At 47.2% G+C, this 22294-nt stretch carries 21 protein-coding genes; all 21 read right to left on the bottom strand.

Annotation, left to right across the window (positions count from 1 at the left end; translation table 11 throughout):
• Window positions 1–14: 14 nt before the first annotated feature.
• Window positions 15–1448, bottom strand: a complete 1434-nt coding sequence (locus B9A14_RS04340; protein WP_197686562.1) for an L-serine ammonia-lyase, iron-sulfur-dependent, subunit alpha — start codon at window positions 1446–1448, stop codon at window positions 15–17.
• Window positions 1423–2397, bottom strand: coding sequence for a 3-hydroxyisobutyrate dehydrogenase (mmsB, locus tag B9A14_RS04335; RefSeq protein WP_269456758.1), 975 nt, complete (start codon window positions 2395–2397; stop codon window positions 1423–1425). The genes B9A14_RS04340 and mmsB overlap by 26 nt, the downstream gene beginning before the upstream one ends.
• A gap of 5 nt (window positions 2398–2402) precedes the next feature.
• On the bottom strand, window positions 2403–2981 hold the full coding sequence (locus B9A14_RS04330; RefSeq protein WP_084664340.1) for an amino acid synthesis family protein: 579 nt from the start codon (window positions 2979–2981) through the stop codon (window positions 2403–2405).
• Window positions 2982–3020: 39 nt separating this feature from the next.
• A complete protein-coding gene (locus tag B9A14_RS04325) occupies window positions 3021–3878 on the bottom strand; it encodes a UPF0280 family protein (RefSeq protein ID WP_084664338.1) in 858 nt (285 codons plus the stop codon).
• Between the two features lie 9 nt (window positions 3879–3887).
• Window positions 3888–5399, bottom strand: a complete 1512-nt coding sequence (locus tag B9A14_RS04320) for a DUF362 domain-containing protein (RefSeq protein ID WP_084664336.1) — start codon at window positions 5397–5399, stop codon at window positions 3888–3890.
• A 30-nt stretch (window positions 5400–5429) separates the two neighbouring features.
• Window positions 5430–6593 (bottom strand): amidohydrolase family protein, encoded by a 1164-nt coding sequence (locus tag B9A14_RS04315; RefSeq protein WP_084664334.1) that lies wholly within the window; start codon window positions 6591–6593, stop codon window positions 5430–5432.
• Between the two features lie 37 nt (window positions 6594–6630).
• Complete coding sequence (locus B9A14_RS17915; protein ID WP_084664332.1) at window positions 6631–7620, bottom strand: xanthine dehydrogenase family protein molybdopterin-binding subunit; 990 nt, start codon at window positions 7618–7620, stop codon at window positions 6631–6633.
• A complete protein-coding gene (locus tag B9A14_RS17910) occupies window positions 7599–8885 on the bottom strand; it encodes a xanthine dehydrogenase family protein molybdopterin-binding subunit (protein WP_172839029.1) in 1287 nt (428 codons plus the stop codon). The genes B9A14_RS17915 and B9A14_RS17910 overlap by 22 nt, the downstream gene beginning before the upstream one ends.
• A 31-nt stretch (window positions 8886–8916) precedes the next feature.
• Entirely contained in the window at window positions 8917–9423 is a 507-nt protein-coding gene (locus B9A14_RS17340) for a (2Fe-2S)-binding protein (RefSeq protein ID WP_172839028.1), read from the bottom strand.
• Complete coding sequence (locus B9A14_RS04300; RefSeq protein WP_084664330.1) at window positions 9420–10301, bottom strand: FAD binding domain-containing protein; 882 nt, start codon at window positions 10299–10301, stop codon at window positions 9420–9422. Before B9A14_RS04300 ends, B9A14_RS17340 begins: the two co-directional genes overlap by 4 nt.
• Before the next feature lie 86 nt (window positions 10302–10387).
• A complete protein-coding gene (locus B9A14_RS04295; protein ID WP_084664328.1) occupies window positions 10388–11740 on the bottom strand; it encodes an MFS transporter in 1353 nt (450 codons plus the stop codon).
• 218 nt (window positions 11741–11958) lie between these two features.
• Window positions 11959–12774, bottom strand: a complete 816-nt coding sequence (locus B9A14_RS04290) for a sugar phosphate isomerase/epimerase family protein (protein WP_084664326.1) — start codon at window positions 12772–12774, stop codon at window positions 11959–11961.
• Between the two features lie 118 nt (window positions 12775–12892).
• Window positions 12893–13906: an inositol 2-dehydrogenase gene (gene iolG, locus B9A14_RS04285; RefSeq protein ID WP_084664324.1), complete on the bottom strand. Its 1014-nt coding sequence runs from the start codon at window positions 13904–13906 to the stop codon at window positions 12893–12895.
• 117 nt (window positions 13907–14023) lie between these two features.
• Window positions 14024–15145 (bottom strand): 3-dehydro-scyllo-inosose hydrolase, encoded by a 1122-nt coding sequence (gene iolN / locus B9A14_RS04280; protein WP_084664322.1) that lies wholly within the window; start codon window positions 15143–15145, stop codon window positions 14024–14026.
• A gap of 110 nt (window positions 15146–15255) precedes the next feature.
• Window positions 15256–16443: a scyllo-inosose 3-dehydrogenase gene (gene iolM, locus B9A14_RS04275; protein ID WP_084667030.1), complete on the bottom strand. Its 1188-nt coding sequence runs from the start codon at window positions 16441–16443 to the stop codon at window positions 15256–15258.
• 145 nt (window positions 16444–16588) lie between these two features.
• Window positions 16589–17593, bottom strand: coding sequence for a sugar ABC transporter substrate-binding protein (locus B9A14_RS04270; protein WP_084664320.1), 1005 nt, complete (start codon window positions 17591–17593; stop codon window positions 16589–16591).
• Window positions 17594–17681: 88 nt separating this feature from the next.
• On the bottom strand, window positions 17682–18695 hold the full coding sequence (locus B9A14_RS04265; RefSeq protein ID WP_084664318.1) for an ABC transporter permease: 1014 nt from the start codon (window positions 18693–18695) through the stop codon (window positions 17682–17684).
• 2 nt (window positions 18696–18697) lie between these two features.
• The gene (locus B9A14_RS04260) at window positions 18698–20194 is read right to left on the bottom strand and encodes a sugar ABC transporter ATP-binding protein (protein WP_084664316.1); all 1497 of its coding nucleotides are present in this window, start codon (window positions 20192–20194) and stop codon (window positions 18698–18700) included.
• Between the two features lie 27 nt (window positions 20195–20221).
• Window positions 20222–21220, bottom strand: a complete 999-nt coding sequence (locus B9A14_RS04255; RefSeq protein ID WP_084664314.1) for a LacI family DNA-binding transcriptional regulator — start codon at window positions 21218–21220, stop codon at window positions 20222–20224.
• Window positions 21221–21378: 158 nt separating this feature from the next.
• A complete protein-coding gene (locus B9A14_RS04250; RefSeq protein WP_084664312.1) occupies window positions 21379–21783 on the bottom strand; it encodes a type II toxin-antitoxin system VapC family toxin in 405 nt (134 codons plus the stop codon).
• Entirely contained in the window at window positions 21771–22043 is a 273-nt protein-coding gene (locus B9A14_RS04245) for a YlcI/YnfO family protein (RefSeq protein ID WP_084664310.1), read from the bottom strand. The genes B9A14_RS04250 and B9A14_RS04245 overlap by 13 nt, the downstream gene beginning before the upstream one ends.
• Window positions 22044–22294 lie beyond the last annotated feature (251 nt).

Here is a 22294-nt window from a genome sequence, read left to right as displayed (position 1 = left end):
TATCCCGCTCCTTTTTAAGGAACAATTTCTATCCCTAAGGAAGCTGCCATCTTCCGGGCCTCATCTAGGGAAGGGTAAGCGTCAACTAAGGCTAACCTTCCCCCTCCCCGGTTAAGGGCATGGACCATAGCATTTCTTTCTGTTGCCTCAATAGTTACCCTTTGTACCTGAGGTTCCTTAACTTCTAAGATCACTACCTCAATTCCCCGAGCTATTATTTCATCCATAATCCGGTTATAAGCTTCACTATTAGCTGTGGAGGCACCTAGTACTGCCCCCATCAATATGCCTGGTACGTTTATTGCTCGGCGAGCAAATAACTCCGGATAAAGCTCGATTTTTACCTTTTTTATTTCCCCTTTAGCTAGGGCATGGGCGATCCGCGCTGTATTAGTAGGCGATCCCACCGCCTGGCTGCTACCACCTACCACTACCTCCCCAAAAGGCCGGGTTATGGGGCTGGCTAATCTAGCTAATTCTTCGGCTTGTTTCCGGGCAAAATCCGCTGTCTCTTGCTGGCGCTTGTATTCTATTTCCTTTGTCTCTGGTAGTAAGTACTGATCCACCCTGGGATCACGTTTAAAATAGGGTTCCATATAACGTACAACAGCCGGGACTATACTAGTAGCTGAAATTTTATGCGCCTCAGCCGCCAAGGCTAACATTACATCTATAGGTACATTTACCGGCAGTGAGGTGGCCAGAGCCAGGCGAGCTGCTAAATACCCCAGGAGTACTGCCCCTCCAATATGGGTGGCACAGAGGCCAGGGACTAACACGCGCGGAGTACAGGGAACAGCAATCGTGGGGGAAAGCGCCAGCACCATGGCATGCTCTACTTGTCTAGGACTTCCCCCTTCAATTTCCGCCAACGCTGCTGCCGTGCCTGTAGCTCCTGCCCCTAATCCTTCCATATTGCATCCTGTGGTAACTTTCCCCGCCCGGAACATCACACCCGCTTTAAGCATAACGCCTACTGCTGGCCACACTTTTTCTTCCGGGTAATGATCTAGCAAAGCTTTTACTACCCCAGTAAATACGCAAGCATCCCCTGTGCCTGCACAAGGAGCAAGGCCTACTATGTGGTTACCTACCTGAGCTGCTAAAGTAAAGGTTATAGCCTGGTTTAAAAAGGTATCTTCTGTTATTTTGGCTTCTCCTTGGGCTAAATCAGCGCCTACTTTATTAAGGAGAAAACTCTGCGCTTCATATTGGCTGCCCAAAATAGCTGCCTTGAGATTATGCTCAAATGCTTTTTTAATCTCATGTAAAACTTCCTCTGGCTTCTTATTCTCGTAGCAAGCTACTTCACCCAATACAACTTCACTTACTTTAACCCCTAAATTTAGAGCTACTTCAACGGTCTCGCCTAGAGTAAGCTGCCTTTCTTTAGGGGCTTTGTTTTTTAAATAAGCGATCACCCTATCCATCTTTTCTAAGTTCAGCATACCGTACCTCCAAACCGGCCACTTCTTCCCACAGTTTGATAACGGCAGATATATCTTCTTGGCCCCATCCTTTTCCCCGGGCTAAAGTATAGACTTGGTAAGCTACCGAGCCTAGCAAGAGAGGTATATTACATTCCTTAGCAGTTTGCAAAGCTAGCTCAATATCTTTATGCTGGAGGTTGATGGAAAAGCCAGGTTTAAAATGACCTGATAATATAAAAGAGGGTACTTTAGAAGTGAAAGCGTAACTTTGGCCCGAGCTATTCTTTATTACTTCAAGTAATACTTCGGGCTTTAGCCCCGCCTTTACACCCAATGTCAACGCCTCAGCTACTCCGATCATATTGATACCTAAAAGGAGGTTGTTTACTAGCTTCACCGCATTTCCGCTACCTATATCCCCTACATGGTAGATTCTTTCTCCCATACACTGGAAGAGTGGCAAACATTGCTTGTAATCCTCTTCTTTGCCCCCTACCATGATAGTCAACTTTCCTGCTTCTGCCCCGGCTACCCCCCCGGAAACCGGAGCATCTAAATAACGCAAACCTCTGGCCATAGCCTCCTGTGCTAGACGCTGCGTATCGCTTGGAGCCACAGTACTCATGTCTACGATAAGCAGCCCCTTACGCGCACCAGCAAAAACCCCTTCTTCGCCTTCCAACACCGAAGATACGGCCTTAGCATCAGGAAGCATGGTGATCACTATATCTACCCTACCTGCCAATTCTTTGGGCGAGGAAGCCCCTTGAGCTCCCTGGTCTATTAGGTGAGACATAGCGGTAGGTACTATATCATAGACAATAAGAGGAAACCCTTTCTGCAAAATGTTCTTAGCCATGGGGCGCCCCATATTACCCAGGCCGATGAAACCTACCCGCACCCCGTCCGCCTCCTTAAATCCTGGTGCTAAGATTAAAAGGGTGGGGCCTCCCCCACCCCAAACCACACTTTTTATCTTAAGCCATCTTCCCCTTTTACTTCTTCCTTCTTCAATCCACCAACCCGGGGTAAAGGACGGCCCGAATCAGTAACTACTGCGGCCACTAAAATTTCATCTGCCCGCGGTGCATCCGGTATACGAACTTCCATGGCGTCATAATGGGATCTCACGAAAGCGGCATTTTTAAAGTGCAAGGGAACATCTATGGGCGTACCCATACCTCCAATCTTTTTGGCTGAAGGAATTATAGCTTTTCCCTCCTGTACAGCCTCCCGGAAGGGTTTGCCAAACTTCGGATGCAAAATAGCTGCTGCATGTTCGAGTTCGCCTTTCTCTCCTACAATAGCTGCTTTACCGTAACTTTCTACAGCCTCTTTAGGAATACCCAAAGCAGCCACAGCCCTCTCGCCTAGTAACTTGCCAAGCTGTTCCCCATAATCCATAAGTTCACTTAGGTCTTCTTGATACTTACCTGCGAAGGGGTTTTTTATGACCGCGATAGCTGCCGCTTTCCGCACTGGTTTGTCTAATTTCTTCTCCCCCTCCATGTGGGTTTCTTCTACAATAGTTACTAACTTCCTGATCTCCATAAAGTTCCAAACCTCCCCTTAAACTTTTAAAAAATCTTTTTAAGCTAAAATGCTATTCTCATTTATCCTGTGAGCTACCCCTTCGGGCAACTGCCGGACAATACCTTTCAATATTAACACGGCACCCTTTAACAAACTTTTGTGGTATAGTTCTATTGCCTTCTGGTACCCTTTTTCGAGGGCCTCTTCTACTATGGATAAGGGTAGATTTCCCACCCATGTTGTTACGGGTAGAGAACCCAAGTCACTAGCTGGATCTAACTCCCGCGCCGGCTTTCTTTTTATTTCCGGGTGTTCTGCATTAACTGCATTCCCTAAAATAGTAGCCAGGGCATCTGCTAAGGGCGCTGTAGAGGCAATAGCTACTGCTGCGTCTGCAATACCTAAAGTAAAACTCCGACCCCCGAACCCGCTGGTCGCTATCCCTCCTATCCCATCGCTATCTTTAACCTCAATATAATGGGTTGGCTTAAGACCTAAGCGAGGGACAATCCCTACCCTGGTACTTTCCCCTTGGGCCAGATACAGGGCAATATCTCCCCCGTTATTTATCAACACCTTGGTAGCTCCTTCTTCTACTAAAAACTCCCGGACTACCCAAGCAAAAGAGCCTGCTACCGCTGCCATAGAAGTTAGAGTAGGATCTCCTGTAGCTCTTACAGCCTCGAACATTATCTGTAAAATCTTGGGCCACTTTCTCTGAGGCTGCGCTTTAGGCCATGGCTTCCGTGCTTCCGGTAAATAATGTTTTAAACTGGCCAGACACCTTTTTATCCGTCCTTCAACCTCATCCCATAAATTGGGGGATAATGGCCTGCCCTGGCGTTCAGCTAAAACAGACATCTGGACGGGCCCACAATCTATAAAACAGCGATAAGTATCGATATGCCTCCACATTGGCTCTTCTTAACTGCCTCTTGGGTACATCTCCCAAATTTCTTCCACAGGGCGTAAATACTCAACGTGGCCGCCAATACGTTCGTATACTTTCTTTTCCATGGTATATTCTATTGGAGCTACTGTGGCTGGTGTGGGTACCCAATAGAAGGCCTTGGGTACCACTTTCTCCACATCCACCATAAAGTTAATGCCGCCACCCGGTAGGATAAAGGTTGGGGCTCCGCCCACGGTCAAAGTAATCTCGCCTCTATGCACAGCTTTAGTTAACTCTAACGGTAAAGTAGTTACTCCTGCCCTTGCTGAACCACCCACCCCTCCAATATAGAGGGCCGAAACACGGGATTCTTCGCAGGTATTAGCAATTAACTCGATCACCTTAGCCACTTCCGGCGTAACCGGGATCTCTTTAACCTCCCCATCAGGCAACACTTCGAACAAGGCTGCTCTGCGGGCTGTAGTCTCCGTTACTAAAATCCGCATCCCTGGCCGAGCAATTTTCATATTAATTTCCTTAATGGCATCACGGGGATTACTTATAGAAGTGCCACCCCATCCATCACCCGGCTCGCCAAAGTACCTCCCCCGGGTACTTTTACGCCCATTGGGTATAACCCCGCTATATTTCATGCCCACCTCTTGACCGGCTGGATGTTCAGAGAAGAGCCCTATGATATGGTGATCAAGTATAATAGCTTCATCTACCACCCCTTTAAGATGGCGGGCAAATAGTCCTATAGTAGCGCTACCGCATCCCACCCGCATAGTAGTATCTTCTTGTCCATTAATGACCGGATGACACCCCACCTGGATCTCTAACTTAGCCCCTTTGTCTACTTTGAGCTCTACCCGTTCTCCATTAGCAATATCCACGATAGTTCTTGCTACCATAAATCCTGATTTGCCGGTGAGTAGATTCGGTCCGCCTATGCTTAACATCTTAGCCCCGTATTCTTCCGTGTCCACCATGCCTACTACCTGGCCATCCCGCCGTACTTTAGCACCTTCTTCACCTATATAAAAGTTGGTATCTATCTTTACTTTGATCCCGCTATAGCTTAAAGGAGCTTCGGTAACTACAGTAACTATTTCTATATCCCCCCGCCTCCCTTGCACTATATAAGGTGCCGGCCGGGGGCAAGGGTAATTGGTACCTGCTCCCACTCCAGTAATTAAAGGCCACTCTAATTCATGGGGCCTTGCAGGAGGCTCCTCCACTTTAGCCACTAGGGGACGGTTACGCAGTAGCCGACCCCCTACATTGGTATAGCGTTGGCAGGCTCCGGTATATCCTTCCTGTATCTGGCACTGAACCGGGCAGGAAGTACAAGTTACAGTATTGGGGAAGCTCTCCTCTAACCTCTGAGCCGCTCCCGAAGGGCATACGCGAGCGCAAACCCCACAGGAGGAACAACCTGGCCCAATAATAGCTATCTTTTCGGAAATAGTGATACAATTTAACGGGCACTCCCGCGCACAACGCCCACAGCCTGTACACAAGGAGGTCTCAATTTTAATCATGAAGAAGCCCAACCCCCATAAAATTCTAACCTACCTTTTAACTACTGCTTTGCGAATGGTAGGAGGAGTATTCCTGCTTTTTTCTACTTTTATTTCCCCATCGATAATTACCATGGCAATCCCCGGGATATCTCCTGCCTCTAAGGCCTCTAGGGCATTCTCTCCTACTGAACCCATGGGAGCATCCATCAGCACCAGGTCAGCTTCCTTCCCTGGGGCAATGACGCCTGTATTAAGGCCGAATACCCTGGCTGTATTGCCCGTAGCAGTAGCGATGGCTTCGGCTGCTGTCAGCCCGGCCATGGAAGCCAGGAAGGCGATATTACGCAACATCCCTAACGGAATAACACCAGTTCCTGAAGGGGCATCATTACCCTGGATAAGCCGCCTTAATTCCCCTCTCTCTTTGAGTGTCTTAGCTATCATTTGGGCCATCTTAGGATTCCCACATTGAACAATTTCCACGGCTAAGTTAGTCTCCTCTAAGATCTTCTTGGCCTCTTCAGGAGGAATAGCTGTGGGTCCACCATTAAGATGAGAAACCACATCGGGCTTGATAGCCATTACCTGTTCGGCTGTGACGGTGGAGCTTCCAGGAATAGAGGTTCCCCCTGTATGCATCATCACTTTAAACCCATATTTGTGGGCCCACTCCACCATAGGCGCTGCCTCTTCAGGGCTTCTTACCCCTCCTAAACCGATCTCACCTACAAGCCACACCCCCGCTTCAGCTAACTCAGCAAAATCCTTCTCTGTCAGCCCAGGCTCTAGAATCAAGGCTCCTCCGTGTACTTTAACTCCGCTAGGGCGGGCATTATAAAAGGATTTACAAGCTAAGATAGCCAGGGCTTTGACGCCTGCGGGATCTTTGGGACGTCCAGGCGTATGCGCTTCTCCAGCTGATATCATAGTTGTTACTCCACCATGGAGAGAGCTGTTAATAAAGTCCAGCATCCTCTGCCGGGGAGTAAAATCTCCTAGAACAGGATGTACGTGGGAGTCAATTAATCCAGGAGTAACTGTCATCCCTCCTGCATCTATTACCAAATCTACTGTTTCCCCTTTTAGCACCTCTTCGCTTCCCACCGCCTGGATCAGGCCTTCTTTAATAAGAATGGTATTACCCTCTACCAGAGGCCGGTCTATGTCACCAGTTACTATCTGCCCAATATTCACTATGGCCATATTTTTCATTTTGAACCCCTCCCGCGCAAAACTCTAGGAAAAGAACTTAAGGTTTTTGATAATGATACGCTTCTACTATTTTCTCTAAAGTTATAGGTAACTCGTAAAATCTAATATCCAAGGCATCAGCCAGCGCATTAGCGATGGCTGGTGCTGTAGGTATCAGCGCAGGTTCTCCTACTCCTTTAGCCCCAAAAGGCCCGGTAGTCTCTGGGTCCTCCACGATTATGGGATAAATCTGGGGTATATCTAAAGCAGTAGGGATAAAATATTCAGCTAAAGAAGGATTAAGGATTCTACCCTCTTTAAGCTTTACTTCTTCCATTAAGGCATAACCGATCCCCATTACGCACCCGCCTTCTATTTGTCCTTCTACTGCCGCAGGATTCATAGCTTTACCCACATCATGCGCTGCTACAATGCGCTTAACTTCCACTTTACCTGTTTCCGTATCCACTTCTACCTCTACAATGTGGGTAGCGAAGGCATAGGTAGCATACGGGACTCCTTCGCCTGTAACGGGATCCATAGCAGTAGTCTCCGGGTTAAACCAGCCATGACCTAAAGTCAATATCCCCCGGCTTCGGCAATATCCAACCACTTCTTTTAGAGTAAGATGGGTTTCTTCCCCTTCTAAAATTATCTTTCCTTTTTCTATGGAAAGATCAGATATAGGCACATTTCCGAGCATCTCTGCCGCCGCCATAAGCACATTCCGCTTAGCCTCTAAGCTGGCAGCAAGAACAGCGTTACCAGAAATATAAGTCTGGCGAGAAGCGGAGGTAGCGCCCGCTTCAGGCGTAACCCCAGTATCTGCGCTAACTACTACAATATCTTCATAGCTAATTCCTAAAGCTTCGGCTGCAATTTGAGCCAATATAGTACTTGAACCCTGGCCGATATCGGCACAACCTGTTAACACTATGGCGCTTCCATCGTCTAAAAGCTCAACAAAGGCTGAGGCAGGATTAGGCATCCCCGTGTTGCCTATCCCGTACCACATGCAGGCCATCCCTATGCCTCGCTTTTTAGCCATGTCCCTACCTTCCCCTCTGGCATAACTTCTTTGGCCTTTTCCCAAGCTTTAAGAAGGGTTTCTTTTATACCTACACTTCCTTTTAATTCCTGTCCTGTAGCTGTAATTGAACCTACCTTAAAGGCATTGCGCAATCTGATCTCTAAAGGGCTTAAACCTAGTTCCCTGGCTAAAATATCCATTTGCGATTCATGGGCAAAGGCAATTTGAGGGACACCGAATCCCCGCATGGCTCCAGCTTTAGGATTATTGGTATATACACAATAGGCTTCAATATCTACATTAGGTACCTCATAGGGTCCTGTAGCATGAACAGCAGCTCTCTTTAAAGTAGCGGGCCCATATGAAGCATAAGCCCCTGTATCCCCGATTATTTGTATCCGAACCCCTAGTAGTTTTCCTGTCCTATCTGCCGCTGTAGTATAATGCATGATAAAAGGATGTCTCTTAGGAGTAGCTATAAAGGACTCTTGCCGGTCGTATACCATTTTTACAGGCTTCTTAAGCTTATAAAGGGCAAGCCCTAGATAGCACTGTACAGAAACGTCCAGCTTTCCTCCAAATCCTCCTCCTGTATAAGCTTGAATCACCCTTACTTTATTCAAAGGTAGACCTAGCACCCTGGCTATTTCTTTCCGGTCATAGTGAGGGTTTTGAGTGGAAACCATCACTACTATTGTGTCTCCCTCTATCCAACCGACCCCTGCTTCTGGCTCGATATAACAATGTTCTAGCATAGGTGTTTTATACGTCCTTGTTATTACTATATCTGCCTCTTTTAAGGCTTTATCTATATCTCCTCTTTTTATCCGCGTAACAGTTAAGACATTGCCTTTTTCGTGGATCTTTGGGGCCCCTTCGCGCATAGCCTCCAGGGGATCAAATACTGGGGGTAGTTCTTCATACTCTACCTTTACTAATTCAGCCGCTTTTCGAGCAGCTTTTTCGTTTTCAGCCACGATTAATGCTATAGGATCCCCAATCTGACGCACTTTATCGTGAGCTAGAACGCACTCATCTTTAACAATAATTCCTACTTGGTTAATGCCAGGAATATCCTTGGCGGTAAAAACTGCTACTACCCCTGGTACCTCATAAGCTGCTTGGGTGTCTATCCGTTTTATCAGCGCATGAGGCACATTGCTTCTTGCTACTTTTAGCCATAGCATGCCTGGTAAATACTTATCTCCAGCATAAATCGCCTGGCCTAAGGCCTTACTATAAGCATCTACACGTGTGACTCGTTGCCCAATAACCGAAGGCAAAGATTCTCCCCTCCATAAAACCCTGTTTACTTTAACAAGCTTCCTGTACTTTTTCTTCTCTAAGCCTACGGGCAGCTAGTTCAATAGCCTCTATAATTTTCACATACCCTGTACACCGGCAAAGATTTCCAGAAATAGCTAAAGCTATCTCCTCCCGCGTAGGGCAGGGATTACTATCTAAAAGCGCCTTAGCCGCTAATATCATACCTGGGGTACAAAAGCCGCACTGGATCGCTCCTGCCTCGGCAAAGGATTTCTGTAAAATATGAAGTTCTCCCTGGGCAGCTAAACCTTCAATAGTAATAACTTCTTTACCATGAGCTTGAGGCGCCAGTATCAAACAGGAATTTACCAATTTCCCATCCAACAAAACACTACAGGCACCGCATTCCCCTTCGCCGCAACCTTCTTTAGTACCTGTAAGCCGGAGTTCATCGCGCAGTACATCGATAAGCCGTAAAGTAGGCGGTATATCTAAAGAAACAAGCTGTCCATTAACCTTCATCTCTAGGCGGAATGTGTTTAGAGAAGTATTCATGAAGCTTTAACCTCCACAGGTTTTAAAAGTTTCTGGAGCAACTCTCTTATAACCCCTTTGACCGCCTGTTTCTTGTAAGGAGCCGTAGGCCTAGAACCTAATCTCTTTTCTACAACTTGCGAGGCTAAAGCAGCTGCTTCCTCAATCAAGCTAGAAGAAACTTCCGCCCCTACCAATAATCTTTCTATTTCCTCGCTTCTAAAGGGATTAGGGGCTACAGCGCCTAAAGCGACTTTGGCTTGGGCAATTTTATTTTTAGAAGGGTCCAAAGTAATAACTGCTGCCACGCTCAAGCGCGCAATAGCCAGAGCATTACGCCTTCCTAACTTTAAAAATCCACTTTTGGTATTGGGTGGTGGTAACGAGAAAAATATGCTTTCTATCAATTCGCCCGGGGTTAGACAGGTCTTCCCTGCTCCACAGAGTATCTCTTCTACTTTTAGAAACCTCTCGCCTTGCTGAGAACAAATCTTTGCTTCTGCTTCCAAAGCTACTAGAGCAGGGACCGAATCAGCCGCCGGCGAAGCATTAACGATATTTCCCCCCACCGTCCCCAAATTTCGGATTTGCGGCGAACCCACTGAAGAAGCTGCTTCAGATAAAACAGGCGCATATTGTCGTATAAGGGGAGAAGAAGACAATTCGCTAAAGGTTACTAGGCTTCCTATCCGGACCCTTTCTCCTACCTTTTCTATTCCCTTTAACTCTTTAAGGCAAGATATATCCACTAAGCCATCTAGTTCCAGCTCACCTCTCCGTAAGGCTGGAACAATATCAGTACCACCAGCTAAAGGCCGGACTTTACCAGGTAAAGTTGCTAAAAGTTCTAGCGCCTCACCCAAAGTCTGGGGTTGGTAATAAAACTTAAAATCTAACATTTTTATAGCGATCTCCTTCTTAGGCTTTCTTTTTTAGGATAGGGTGGGTAACAAATATGAATGTTACCCACCCGTTCCCCCAACTTTTATACCCGCGCCAGCTCCTCTAAACTCTTACCCTTAGTTTCGATACCCAAAATCAGCATGGCCAAAGCGGTGAGCACACAAACAACCCCGATCAAGGCGAATACTACTGGATAAGCTGCTTGTTGCCCTAGGGAAGCCACAATTTTACCTACCGCCATCGGTGCTATAATGGCACCGATGCGGCCACAGAAGGAAGCCCAGCCAGCACCAGTAGCCCTCAAGTGGGTGGGATACATCTCAGGCGTATAGGCGTACAGCACACCCCAGGCACCTAGGTTGAAGAAGTAAATAGCCGAACCCCATCCAATAACCTGACCTACAGTAGTTGAGGAAGAGAACATGTAGGCTGCCACACCGCTTAACAATAAGTAGACAGTCAAGGTAGGTTTCCTTCCAATTTTATCAACTAAATAGGCAGCGCTAAAGTAGCCTGGGATCTGGGCTATACACATAATAAGCACATACTCAAAACTCTTTACAATCCCAAATCCCTTGCCTACCATAAGGGTGGGTAGCCAAATCACAATGCCATAGTAAGCGATATTAATGCCAAACCAGAGTATCCAGAGGCAAAGGGTACGACGCACATAGCCACCTCTCCAGAGCTCAGAGAACCTAGCTTTTTTAGGTGCCTCACTTGTCTCTGCGGCAGCACTTACTTGAACATACTCTTCAGTTGTCCCTGGGACTACGCCGCACGCCCTTTCCACTTGGGCTACCACTTCTTCTGCTTCTACCCTTTTACCTATTTTTTCTAAATACCTAGGAGATTCGGGCAGCGTACGGCGCAATACCGCCGAGTAAAGAGCAGGGAGGCTACCTATATAGAAAGCCACGCGCCATCCCCACTGGGGAACTACTAAATATCCAATGAGTGCTGCAGCAAGCCATCCAAAAGCCCAAAAGCTCTCCAGTAAAACGGTCATGCGCCCCCGGTGGCCAGCAGGAGAAAACTCGCTAGCTAAGGTGAAAGCAACGGGTATCTCGGCTCCTAAACCTAGCCCCACAATAAACCGCCAAAACATTAACATAGCATAACTGGTAGATAAACCGCATAAAAAGGTGGCTATTCCATAAATTATCAAGGTAATAGTAAAAACGCGCTTACGGCCATAGATATCTCCTAGCGTCCCGCCAATAACGGCTCCCAAACCTAAACCTACCATGCCGATGCTTCCCAGGGCACCTATCTGGGTGGCCGTCAGATTCCAAAACTTGGCAACTGCAGGTAAAACAAAAGATATAAGACCAACATCCATAGCATCAAATAGCCAGCCCAGACCGCATATAAGAAGTAACTTGTAATGAAAAGAACTTAAAGGCAACCTCTCTAACCTCGCTGCTACGCTCAAACTTTTTCGCCTCCTTTTAAAAAGTCTTCCTTACTTAAAATTTATTTTTTACCCTTTCTCCCTCCTTCCTCTTAACTATATAGCAAAAATGATGCCAGGCCTTGTACTTAAATGATAAGCATATATTTTTATTTTAGTTATGTTGCGAAAAAGTTTCATCTAAAATGCATTGTACTGTTTATGAAACATATATAAAACAGCCGTACTTATCTTGTTCCTCAAAGAAGCGATCTGACATATCGTAATCCTCTTATTGCCGCCTCTTCTGGGGAAGGACAGGGTAGGCATTCCAAGGCGATATAACCTTGATACCCGATATCCTTTAAAGCAGTAATTATCTTTTTAAAATCGATATGCCCTCCGCCAGGGTAAAGCCTGTTGCTATCAGCAAAGTGGATATGGCCTAAGTTTTCCCCTGCCATTTTTATACTTTGGAGTGGATCGGCTTCCTCAATATTCATGTGAAAGGTATCCAGGTGGAGTTTAAAATAAGGAGATAAATCGGGGGCAAACCTGGCGAGGAATCCTAAGGCTTCTGCGGCCGTGTTAATAAAATTGGTCTCATAGCGGTTAATAGCCTCAAGAAAAAGGGTCACCCCGAGCTTTTTAGCTCTCTCCAGGCAAAAGACCAAACCTTCCTCCGCGTACCTTTCGTACTTTTTTGCCTCTTGTCTATCAGTTATGCTCCCTCGAAGGGAACCGATGATGACTCCCGCCCCTAGGTAAGAAGCCACTTCTATATGCTGGAGGAGCCGGTTTACCGCTTGTTCCCTTATTTTAGGCTCCGGATGGGTAAGGCTAAGTTTGTCTACTACGTAACCCAGGCCTGTTCCCAAGGTAGAAACGGCTACCCCTTCTTCCCGGCAGGCCTTTAAAATTTGGTCCACATCAAGTTCCCGGGGATCCCGGACATGGATTTCTACGGCCTCATAGCCCAAGGCAGCCGCTTTCTTGATGCTTGTAATATAAGGCCCCCTTAGCAGGAAGGGGGCAGAATCGCTAGCTTCCCATACTATAGATATACTCAATTTCATTTCTTAAGGACCTCCATCAACCGAAGCCTAGCACATCCAAGGCTTCACTTTTTTAGGGCTTAAGTTTGGCCATGACTGTATTCAGTTGGCTTTTCTGGGCTTTAAGGTAGCGGGTGGTCTAGACACGCTCTATAGGTACAGGCCTCCCTTCGACCAAGGACCTCTTAGCGGCGAGGCCAATAAGCACCGGTTCTAATCCATCTATCCCGGTAACGGGAGGTTCTTTATCCTGTAGGATGCTCTCGACGAAGGCTTTTATTTCTTCTATATACGCTTGCCTATACCTTTCCATAAAAAAGTGCTGGAGCCGGTCGCTTAAAAATCCTTCGGCCGTACTTAGTACAGTATGTGTTAGCTTATCGTTGCCTACCATAATACATCCTTGTGACCCGAAGACCTCTACCCGCTGGTCGTACCCGTAAACAGACCGGCGGCTGTTATCTATCACTCCCAAGGCACCATTAGCGAATTTTAAAGTGACAATAGCGGTATCTATATCGCCCGCTTCGCCAATGGCTTCATCCACCAGCACACCACCTAAGGCGTAAACTTCCGTGACCTCGCTCCTAGACAAATACCTCGCCATGTCGAAATCATGGATGGTCATATCCAGGAAAAGCCCCCCGGATACCTTTATATAGTCCAGCGGGGGAGGCTGGGGATCCCGCGAGGTAATTTTGATCAAGTGAATATCCCCTATTTTACCCTGCCCGATAAGTTCGTACGCCTTCCTGAAACTCGGATCAAAGCGGCGCTGGAACCCGACCTGCAGTTTAACCCCGGCCTTTTCTACCTCCTTAAGGGCCTCTCGTATCTTGGTCAGGTCAAAATCTATAGGTTTTTCACAGAAAATATGTTTACCCGCCCGGGCCGCCTCAACTATCAAGGAAGAATGAGTATCAGTAGAAGAACAGATGAGGACTGCATCGATATCTTCGTCTTCCATAATTTTACTGCTGTCGCTAAATACATTTTTAATCCCTAAGCTTAAGGCCCAATCCTTTATCTTATCATTATACAGATCGGCGACGGCCACCACTTCCGCTTCAGGAACACTAAAGCGTATATTTTCAGCATGCACCCTCCCGATCCGGCCTGCACCTATTAAACCTATCCTTAGTTTCTTGCTCATAGTTTTTCCCCCTAAGTTGTACTGCTTAGCAAGGTTACGTACCCGCTCCTTTAAAGGAAGCTTTGTTCTATTTCTACTGCGGTAAAGGAGCGGGTACCGCTTATCCTTTGAGCACACTTACAGCTTATGGAAAGGCCCTATCAGGGGTAGTTCATACACTGACTTCCAGCCTTCACTTAAAGGTTCTTTTAAGAAGGGCCGCATCTCTTCTTCCGTCCTTAAGGTAACCTTCTCTACCGGCGGTACAGTACCAGGCGGGAAGGCCTCTAAGATCTGGTCATGGAGCAAGGTGAGATACTTTAAGATAGCAGCCACAGGCCGCTTGGCTTTTCTAGCAGAAGCCAGGCTGGGCTTACCTACTACTCCCTGGGGAGTGGCAGCCCGTTCAATGGCCATATGGCCCTCCCCTTCTGACCACCGGTGGGGGCGCCTGAAGGGGTCCACCGCCGTATCGAAATGGCCTACAGGCAAGAAGCTTTCCCCTTCAGCATCTTCCACCACGCTCATATCTATCATTCCTGGGAACAGAAGGAGGGCTATGGAAGTCTCCGCCTCATCAGCGTGGACGAAATGGGTCTGTAAGCTATCTTCCCGATCTACAGGGAAGAAAAATTCCCGCACAGCCCGGTGCCAGTCAACCACCTGGAAAATTCCTGGTAACTGGAACCTCTTCATGAACTCGTGGATAGCGGATTCTAACATCCACAGGTGGCCGTGGTTGTTTACTAGGATTATTTTCCGAAAGCCATCATTCCAGAGCCCGAGCATAGTATAGATAATGGTCTCCTCCACCACTTCCTTGGGCATAATGATGGTGCCCGGCATACCTACATGATGGTAGGGATGCCCGCCGTAGTTTAGGGGCGGGAAGGCTAGGCTTACCTCCCGGCCTTGCTTGGCCGTATAGCGGCGCACGCCTTCCAAAATTTGGGTTACCATGAAGGTATCTAAACCGCTGTTAGCGTGAAGGCCGTGGTTTTCTGTACAGCCTATAGGTACAAACACGATATCATTCTTCTTCCGTTTTTCTATCACTTTAGCCCTAGGAGTGTTCTGGATATAAGTGCCGGGCTTGCCCAGTTCGGGTTCCGAAGGGATCTCATATTCCTTTAAGATAGCGTCGATCTCTTCTTCTGAGGCCTCCCAAATTTGTTTCTTTAGCCGGCCTACTGTGTTATCTTCAAAGATGATGGCTGGGTGGTCAGTTAAAAGCCAACCTTTGGATATCCTCTGCTCCATCCTGTTATTCCTCCTTTATCTAAATCAGTTATTATCGGGGTTGCTGGCCTATAAACCAACAACCCCGGTTCCCCCCTTTCCGTAACCTAACCCATACCTAGTCTAAACGCTTAGTCCATGACGCAAGTAATCTTGCCTTCCTTCCTATCGGTTCTAAGCAACACAAGGTTCTCCGGCACTTCCTCTAACCTTATCTTCTTGGTAATCATGGGTGTCATATCCATACCAGCAGCCATACTCTCTATAACCCGCGGGAAAGTACCGTGGCCGGAGTGGCCCTGGGCACCTATGATCTGGGCCCTCCTCACCTGGAGTACTTCGCCGGTGACCGGCATCTTGGCATCCGCCCTAGCTACCACAATCACCCTGGCGTTTAGGGTCCTACCTTCCCAAATCACCTGCTCAATCTGAGGATATACTATTGTTGGCAGTCCAGTGGCCTCCAAATAAAGGGCGGCACCATAACCGTCAGTTAGCTCCAGTACCCTTTGCACAAAATCTTCTTTAAGGGGATTAATCACATAATCAGCGCCCATCTTTAATCCCAGTTCCGCCCGGGCTGGCTCAGGCTCCGACAAGATAACCCTGGCCGCGCCTTGCCGTTTAAGGATGGCGCAGGCCGCTAAACCTACCGGACCACCACCGCAGATGACCACATTATCCCCAGGCCTTATACCGCCGCCACTACGCTCGATCACTGCGTTATAAGCCACTGAAGTGGGCTCTACCAAGCTTCCCGCCAGGAAAAGATCCAACCCCTTGTACCGGGATTTCAAGGGCTCCAGGCTCCAGACCAGGCGGGCAGGTACCTTCACATATTTGGCGAATCCCCCGTCTACATTGAATCCCAGCTCATCCAGCCGCTCGCAATGATTGGGGTACCCATCGGCGCAAGGCTGGCAGGAACCGCACCATACCATTTCCTCGGTGCATACTTCTTCCCCGCCTTTAAAAGGCTTGTTGGTCCGCTTATCTAAAGCGCCCGGCCCTGCCTCCACGACTACACCTGCAATCTCGTGCCCCAGGACTACCGGGAAACCGGTCAACCCGGGATAAAGGATATACCCCTCATCGTCCGGCTGGGCCATATGCACATCGCTGCCACATATACCGCAAGCCTTTACCTCGATCACCACCTCACCCGGGCCCGGCTTGGGTATTTCCTTCTCTTCAATAACTACCCTGGGGTTCCTCCACACTCGGCTACCTAGGTAAGTCTGCTTCCCCTCAATGTCTTTAGCCCCCAATTTAAAGCCTGGCCGGGGATCCCAGTCGGCATGGAGAACTACGCAACGCATGGTGGACATGAAAGTAACTACCTCCTTTGGATTGTTTAGGGCTTAGTGTTCAGCCTTTTGGTAAGCGCTTTCAAAAGAATTGTTGAAAACCGCCACAATCCTGGAAAGATCCAGGACTGTGGCAGTAATCCGCTAAACTCTCTTTTTATTTCTTGCCCAAAATCTTGGCCAACTTGTCCATCTCTTCCTGGACATTTTCTTTAGTTATAACCTTAGTACCCGTATCGATCCTCTTATCTACACTTTCTCCTTTAACAGCCTTTACTGCAGCCTCTACACCCATATAGCCAATATTATACGGGTTTTGCGCTATGGAAGCGGTAAGTTTACCTTCTTTAATGGATTTCAAGGCATCAGGTGAACCGTCAAAACCTACCACTATGATGTTCTTATGGGCCGCCTCAATAGCCCTTAAGGCACCTAAAGCCATTTCATCATTGGTAGCAAATACGCCTTGGATATCCGGATGGGCCTGGAGGATATTCTCCATTACTGACATACCCATCTGGCGTTCGCTATTGGCCGGCTGGATGGTGACCACTTCTAATCCTTGCGCTTTAAGAACTTCTACTGCACCGTTGGCCCGCTCGTCATGAGTCGGGTCGCCCAAAGCGCCGCGCAGGATAGCTATTTTAGCGCCTTTGCCCAACTTTTTGGCCAAAAACTCACCCGCTTGCTTACCACCTACGTAGTTACCAGTACCTACAAAGGAAACCTTATCCTGCCAAGGAGCATCGGTATCTATTAAAACTACTGGTATCTTTTGTGCCTTAGCCCGCTCAAAGGCAGGTATAGCCGAGCTGGGCTGGCTGGGAGCTACAGCTAGAGCAGATACTTTCTTGGTAATCTGGTCCTCAATCATAGATACCTGTTCGGTTACTTGGGTTTCCGCAGCAGGCCCTAACACGGTGACATCTACCCCTAATTTAGCCCCTGCATCTTTAGCCCCAGCCTCTACCAAATGCCAGTAATCGCTATTTAAGGCTTTTACTATAACAGCTACTCGAATCTTGCCGCTAGCCTGCGTCTCCTGTTTAGCCGTCTCCTTCCCGGCACTTTGAGAACTCTGACCTTTGCTACCGCCACAGCCAGCCAACGCGAAGGCCATGGCTACTACTAGAATGATAATAGTCAACAACTTTTTGCCCATCAAACAGACCTCCTTTTAAAATTTTTAATGAAAGTTAAGCTGGGAGAAAAATTGATTTAAGGACTTTAGGCTCTGGGATTATTCTCTCTCACCTCCTCCCTTTATTTATTGCCCGCTGGCGCAATACATCAACGTAGACAGCGCCGATAATAACAGCACCTATAGCCACAGTCTGGAGATCAGCAGAAACCCCCAAAAGATTTAACCCGTTGCGCAGAACTGCCATGATAAGGGCTCCCACCAGAGTACCCCATACAGTACCTACCCCTCCGAAGAAACTGGCCCCGCCAATAATCACTGCTGCAATAGCATCTAGCTCATACCCCAAACCAGCCAGGGGATAAGCCGCATTTACCCGGCCTATCAGTACCAACCCGGCCACAGCTGCCATAAAACCGCTTAAAGTATAGACTATCACCAAAATCCTCTCTACCGGGACACCTGATAACCTTGCTGCTTCAGGATTACCACCTACAGCGTAAATGTAGCGGCCAGTAGTGGTACGTGTAAGGAAGAGATGAAAGATGATGAATACTATGAGGACCAGGATAAAGCTAACTGGGATAGGTCCCCAAAAGGCAGCTCCCAGGAACTGAACAGAAAAGGGAAAACCTGATATAGGAGTAGCACCAGTAACAATTAACGCTAATCCCCGGGCAATATTCATGGTGCCCAAGGTAGAGATAAAGGGATGGGGAAGATGTAATTTAGTAAGTAAAATGCCATTCATAAAGCCTAAAAAAGCACCCAAGCATAAGCCCGCCAGTACTCCTATGAAAGGGCTTACATGTAACTTTATAATAAGGATAGCCATTACCACAGTGGACAAGGCCAGAACCGAACCTACAGAAAGGTCTATCCCTGCTGTCAAAATTGTAAGGAGCATGCCTACAGAGATAAGACTGTTTATAGCCGACTGACGGGCAATGTTCATCAGGTTGTTAAGAGTTAAAAAGTCAGGTGATAATATGGTCAATACAACACTTAAAAGGATCAACCCCAATAAGGCACCCAGACTATACAGTAAGTCCTTCCAGTTGATCTTGCCTTCTACCTGGATATCTGGCTCCTTAGCCGCTTTTTCGCTAACTGTTTTAAGCATCTTTAATAACCTCCCGTTGCTGCCTTCATTATCTTTTCTTGTGTGGCTTCTTCCCTTAAAAACTCCCCGGTAATCCGCCCTTCACTCATCACCAGAATGCGGTCGCTCATGCCTAGTATTTCAGGCAATTCAGAGGAAATCATTATAACGGCTGCGCCATTTTGGAGCAGCTGGTTTATGAGGTTGTACACCTCTACTTTAGCCCCTACATCAATACCCCGTGTAGGCTCATCGAAGATGAAGATTTTAGCCCGGGTACATAACCACTTAGCCAGGACCACTTTTTGCTGGTTGCCCCCGCTTAACTCTCGCGCTTTTCGCCGTATATCTAGGGGCTTTACTTTAAGATCCCGGGCTAGCTGTTCAGCAGCCTTAAATTGCCGTCTTATATCTAGGAAGCCCCACCGCCTAAACTGCTTAATTCCTGCCAAGGTAATATTGAAGGCCAAACTTTCTCCCAGGATAAGGCCTTGTGTCTTCCTGTCCTCCGTTAAAAAGGCTAGTCCAGCACGAATAGCATCCTCCGGGCATTTTATATCTACCCTTTGCCCGTAAATGAAGATACTGCCTTTACGTAAAGGGTCAGCTCCAAAAATAGCCCGCGCGAGTTCCGTCCTTCCCGCTCCCACGAGCCCAGCAATCCCTAATACTTCACCTTCATAGGCTGAAAAGCTAACCCCCTTTAGTCCTGTATCTGTCCATATATCTTCTACACGCAAGGCTTCTCGGCCGCGCTGGACGCTAATCTTGGGAAACTTCTCCTTCAGGGTCCTACCCACCATCAACTTTATTAACTCTTCAATGTCAAACTCTCCTCGAGCTAAAGTGGCCACTTTCCGGCCGTCCCTTAAGACTGTAACCCGGTCAGCGATTTGGCGTATCTCCTCTAGCTTGTGGGATACAAAGATTATGGCTATGCCCTTTTCTTTTAACTGCCTGACTACCCGGAAAAGCTCGGCTACTTCCTTCTCGCTTAAGCTCGAGGTAGGCTCGTCCATGATAACTAGCCGGGCATTTAAAGAAAGGGCTTTGGCTATCTCTACCATTTGCTGCTTGCCCAGGCCCAAATCCTTAACCTTAACCCCAGGAGAAACTGCACACCCTAGTTCCTTTAACAAAGCCGCACTCCGTTTATAGCGCTCTTTTAAATCTATAACTCCTAAGGCAGGAAATACTTGGGGTTCCCTCCCCAAAAAAATATTTTCGGCTACGCTTAAATGAGGGATTAAATTTAATTCTTGGTAAATGCAAGAAATACCTAGTTGTAATGCTTCTCGCGGTGTTCTAATCTGAACTTCTTTTCCATCAATGATGATCTCCCCAGCATCCTTTTGATAGGCGCCGGTTAATATTTTAATAAGAGTAGACTTTCCAGCTCCATTTTCCCCTAATAAGACATGGATCTCTCCAGAATATACATCGAGATCCACATTATCCAAAGCCACAACACCAGGAAAGCGCTTACAGATTCCTCTAAGCTTTAGGAGAGGCTGCTGCACTTTTACCCACTCCCATCCCCACCTTACTTAACTGCAAGCCTTAGTAGAAGCCCTAATCACCAGTTTAGTTGGTAATACCAACCTTCTACACTTTTCTTCTTTATTACGGATCCTGCTTATCAACCTTGTCATAGCCATTTTCCCCATCTGGCGCATGGGCTGGGCCACGCTACTTAGAGGGGGTTCAGCTATGGAAGCAAAAATAGTATCGTCAAAGCCCAAGACCGAGACATCTCCAGGTATGCTCAAACCTAGCTCCTTTAAGGCCCTTATAGCACCAATAGCTAAAACATCATTGGCAGCAAAGACCGCCGTGGGTCGTGCCTTAGGGTAAAATAAGCGCATTCTATGATAGGCTTCTTCTAAACTCTTTAGCCCTGTAACGATTAGCTCCGCTTCTACTGGGATCCCCGCTTCTTGCAAGGCTTTTTCGTATCCTGCCTGTCGCTCGCGTGTGGATTTAATATTTAACGATTCGCCCAGGAACGCGATGCGGTGATGCCCCAGGCTGATTAAATATTTCACCCCTTCATAGGCGCCTTGAAAGTTATCTGCCAAAACTACATCTACTTCTATCCCCTCTACTTCCCTGGCAATCAATACTAGCGGAAATTGTCTTTCTTTGAGCATTAAAATGTTTTGGTTAGCAATTTCCGAGGTGGCAAAAATTAAGCCATCGACGCTTTTTTGTAAGAGGAGGTTTACATATTTTGTTTCCTTTTCCGGATCATTATCTGTATTGCAAATTATAATGTTAAACCCGAATTTATTGGCGGCATCCTCTACCCCCCGGGTGATCTCGGCAAAAAAGGGGTTAGAAATATCAGGAATAAGCAAACCTACAGTATAGGTATTCTTTTTCATCAAGGCTGCCGCCAGTAAATTCGGAGAATAATTTAACTCTTGCATGGCACGCAGGACTTTCTCCCGCGTCTTTTCCGCTACAAAAGGATAACCGTTTAGAACCCGCGAAACTGTAGCAATAGATACCCCCGCCGCTTTAGCTACATCATAAATAGTAGGCAAACCTCGTCACTCCATAAAATGGCAGACATCTCTATTTGCTGCACTTGGAAGCGCTTTCAACAATCTTCGATGTAATATATTCGCTGTCTGAAGATAAAATCCTGCTGGTTAAATAAGTTCTTTTTTTCACTTTTCTATCAAAATCTTTTCTCTACCTTTTACCCTTCCAGACCGGCAGCTACTTGCGGGCTAAGGGCTAAGGAAGCAGGAAAATGTTTGATGTTAGAAGTAACCACTTTCATCCCTCGTACCGAAGCAGTAGCAGCAATAAGGCTGTCGGCCATGCTCATGGCCTTCCCCTCCTCGGCCCATTCCCGCCTCAACGCCGCGGCGGCAGCAGCGATTTCACGGTCGACTGGGATGATTTCCCAGTTTTCGAGCAAGACTTCAATCGCTTCTTGGGCTTTAACGGTCCGTGCCCCAGTTAAAAGTTCATGATACACTACCACGTTTGTAAATGCGTTCCCCGATGATATCGTCGCTTCCAGCCAGGTAGTGACTGCTGGTGAAAGTCTTCCAGTAAGATGATCGATTAACACGCAAGTGTCTATCAAATATCCCATGAGGAGGTCACCCTGTCCTTGCCGCGCAGTTTTTCAACCCATTCCGTCGCTGAGGTTGCGGCCCATTCAGGTGCATCTTCAGGAGTTAGTACTCCTTGCGTTTCTTTAAATGATTTTACTCGCATTTCGCGGCGCAGTTTTTCAGCTACAGCATCGACAATAAAACGGTTGCGGTTGACACCGCGGGTTTTAAGATACGCGGTCATTTGATCCACTATTTTTGCTGGAAATCTGATATGGAGCATTTTTGTTTCAGACATAGTATAACACCTCCTGTTATAAAATAATATAACAAATGCCTGTTCAAAATACAACTATGCTTTGTGGAACGCCCGTGTCAAAATCGCTGGGCGACATCTTAAACTACATTTAACTCCTTTTTTCCCTATCCCTCCGCTTCCTCTCCGTTTCTACTCCGTTTTCGTTCTAAAGTTCACAATTAAGTATAGGTAAAAAAGGCTGCTGACCTTTCCTTTCGGCCAACAGCCCTACAAATTAAGATTAGTTTCCT

It is taken from the genome of Thermanaeromonas toyohensis ToBE (assembly GCF_900176005.1).
Lineage (GTDB): Bacteria > Bacillota > DSM-521 > Neomoorellales > Neomoorellaceae > Thermanaeromonas > Thermanaeromonas toyohensis.
The sequence above is the reverse complement of the archived record's forward strand: the minus strand, read 5'-3'. Positions and strand labels throughout refer to the sequence as shown.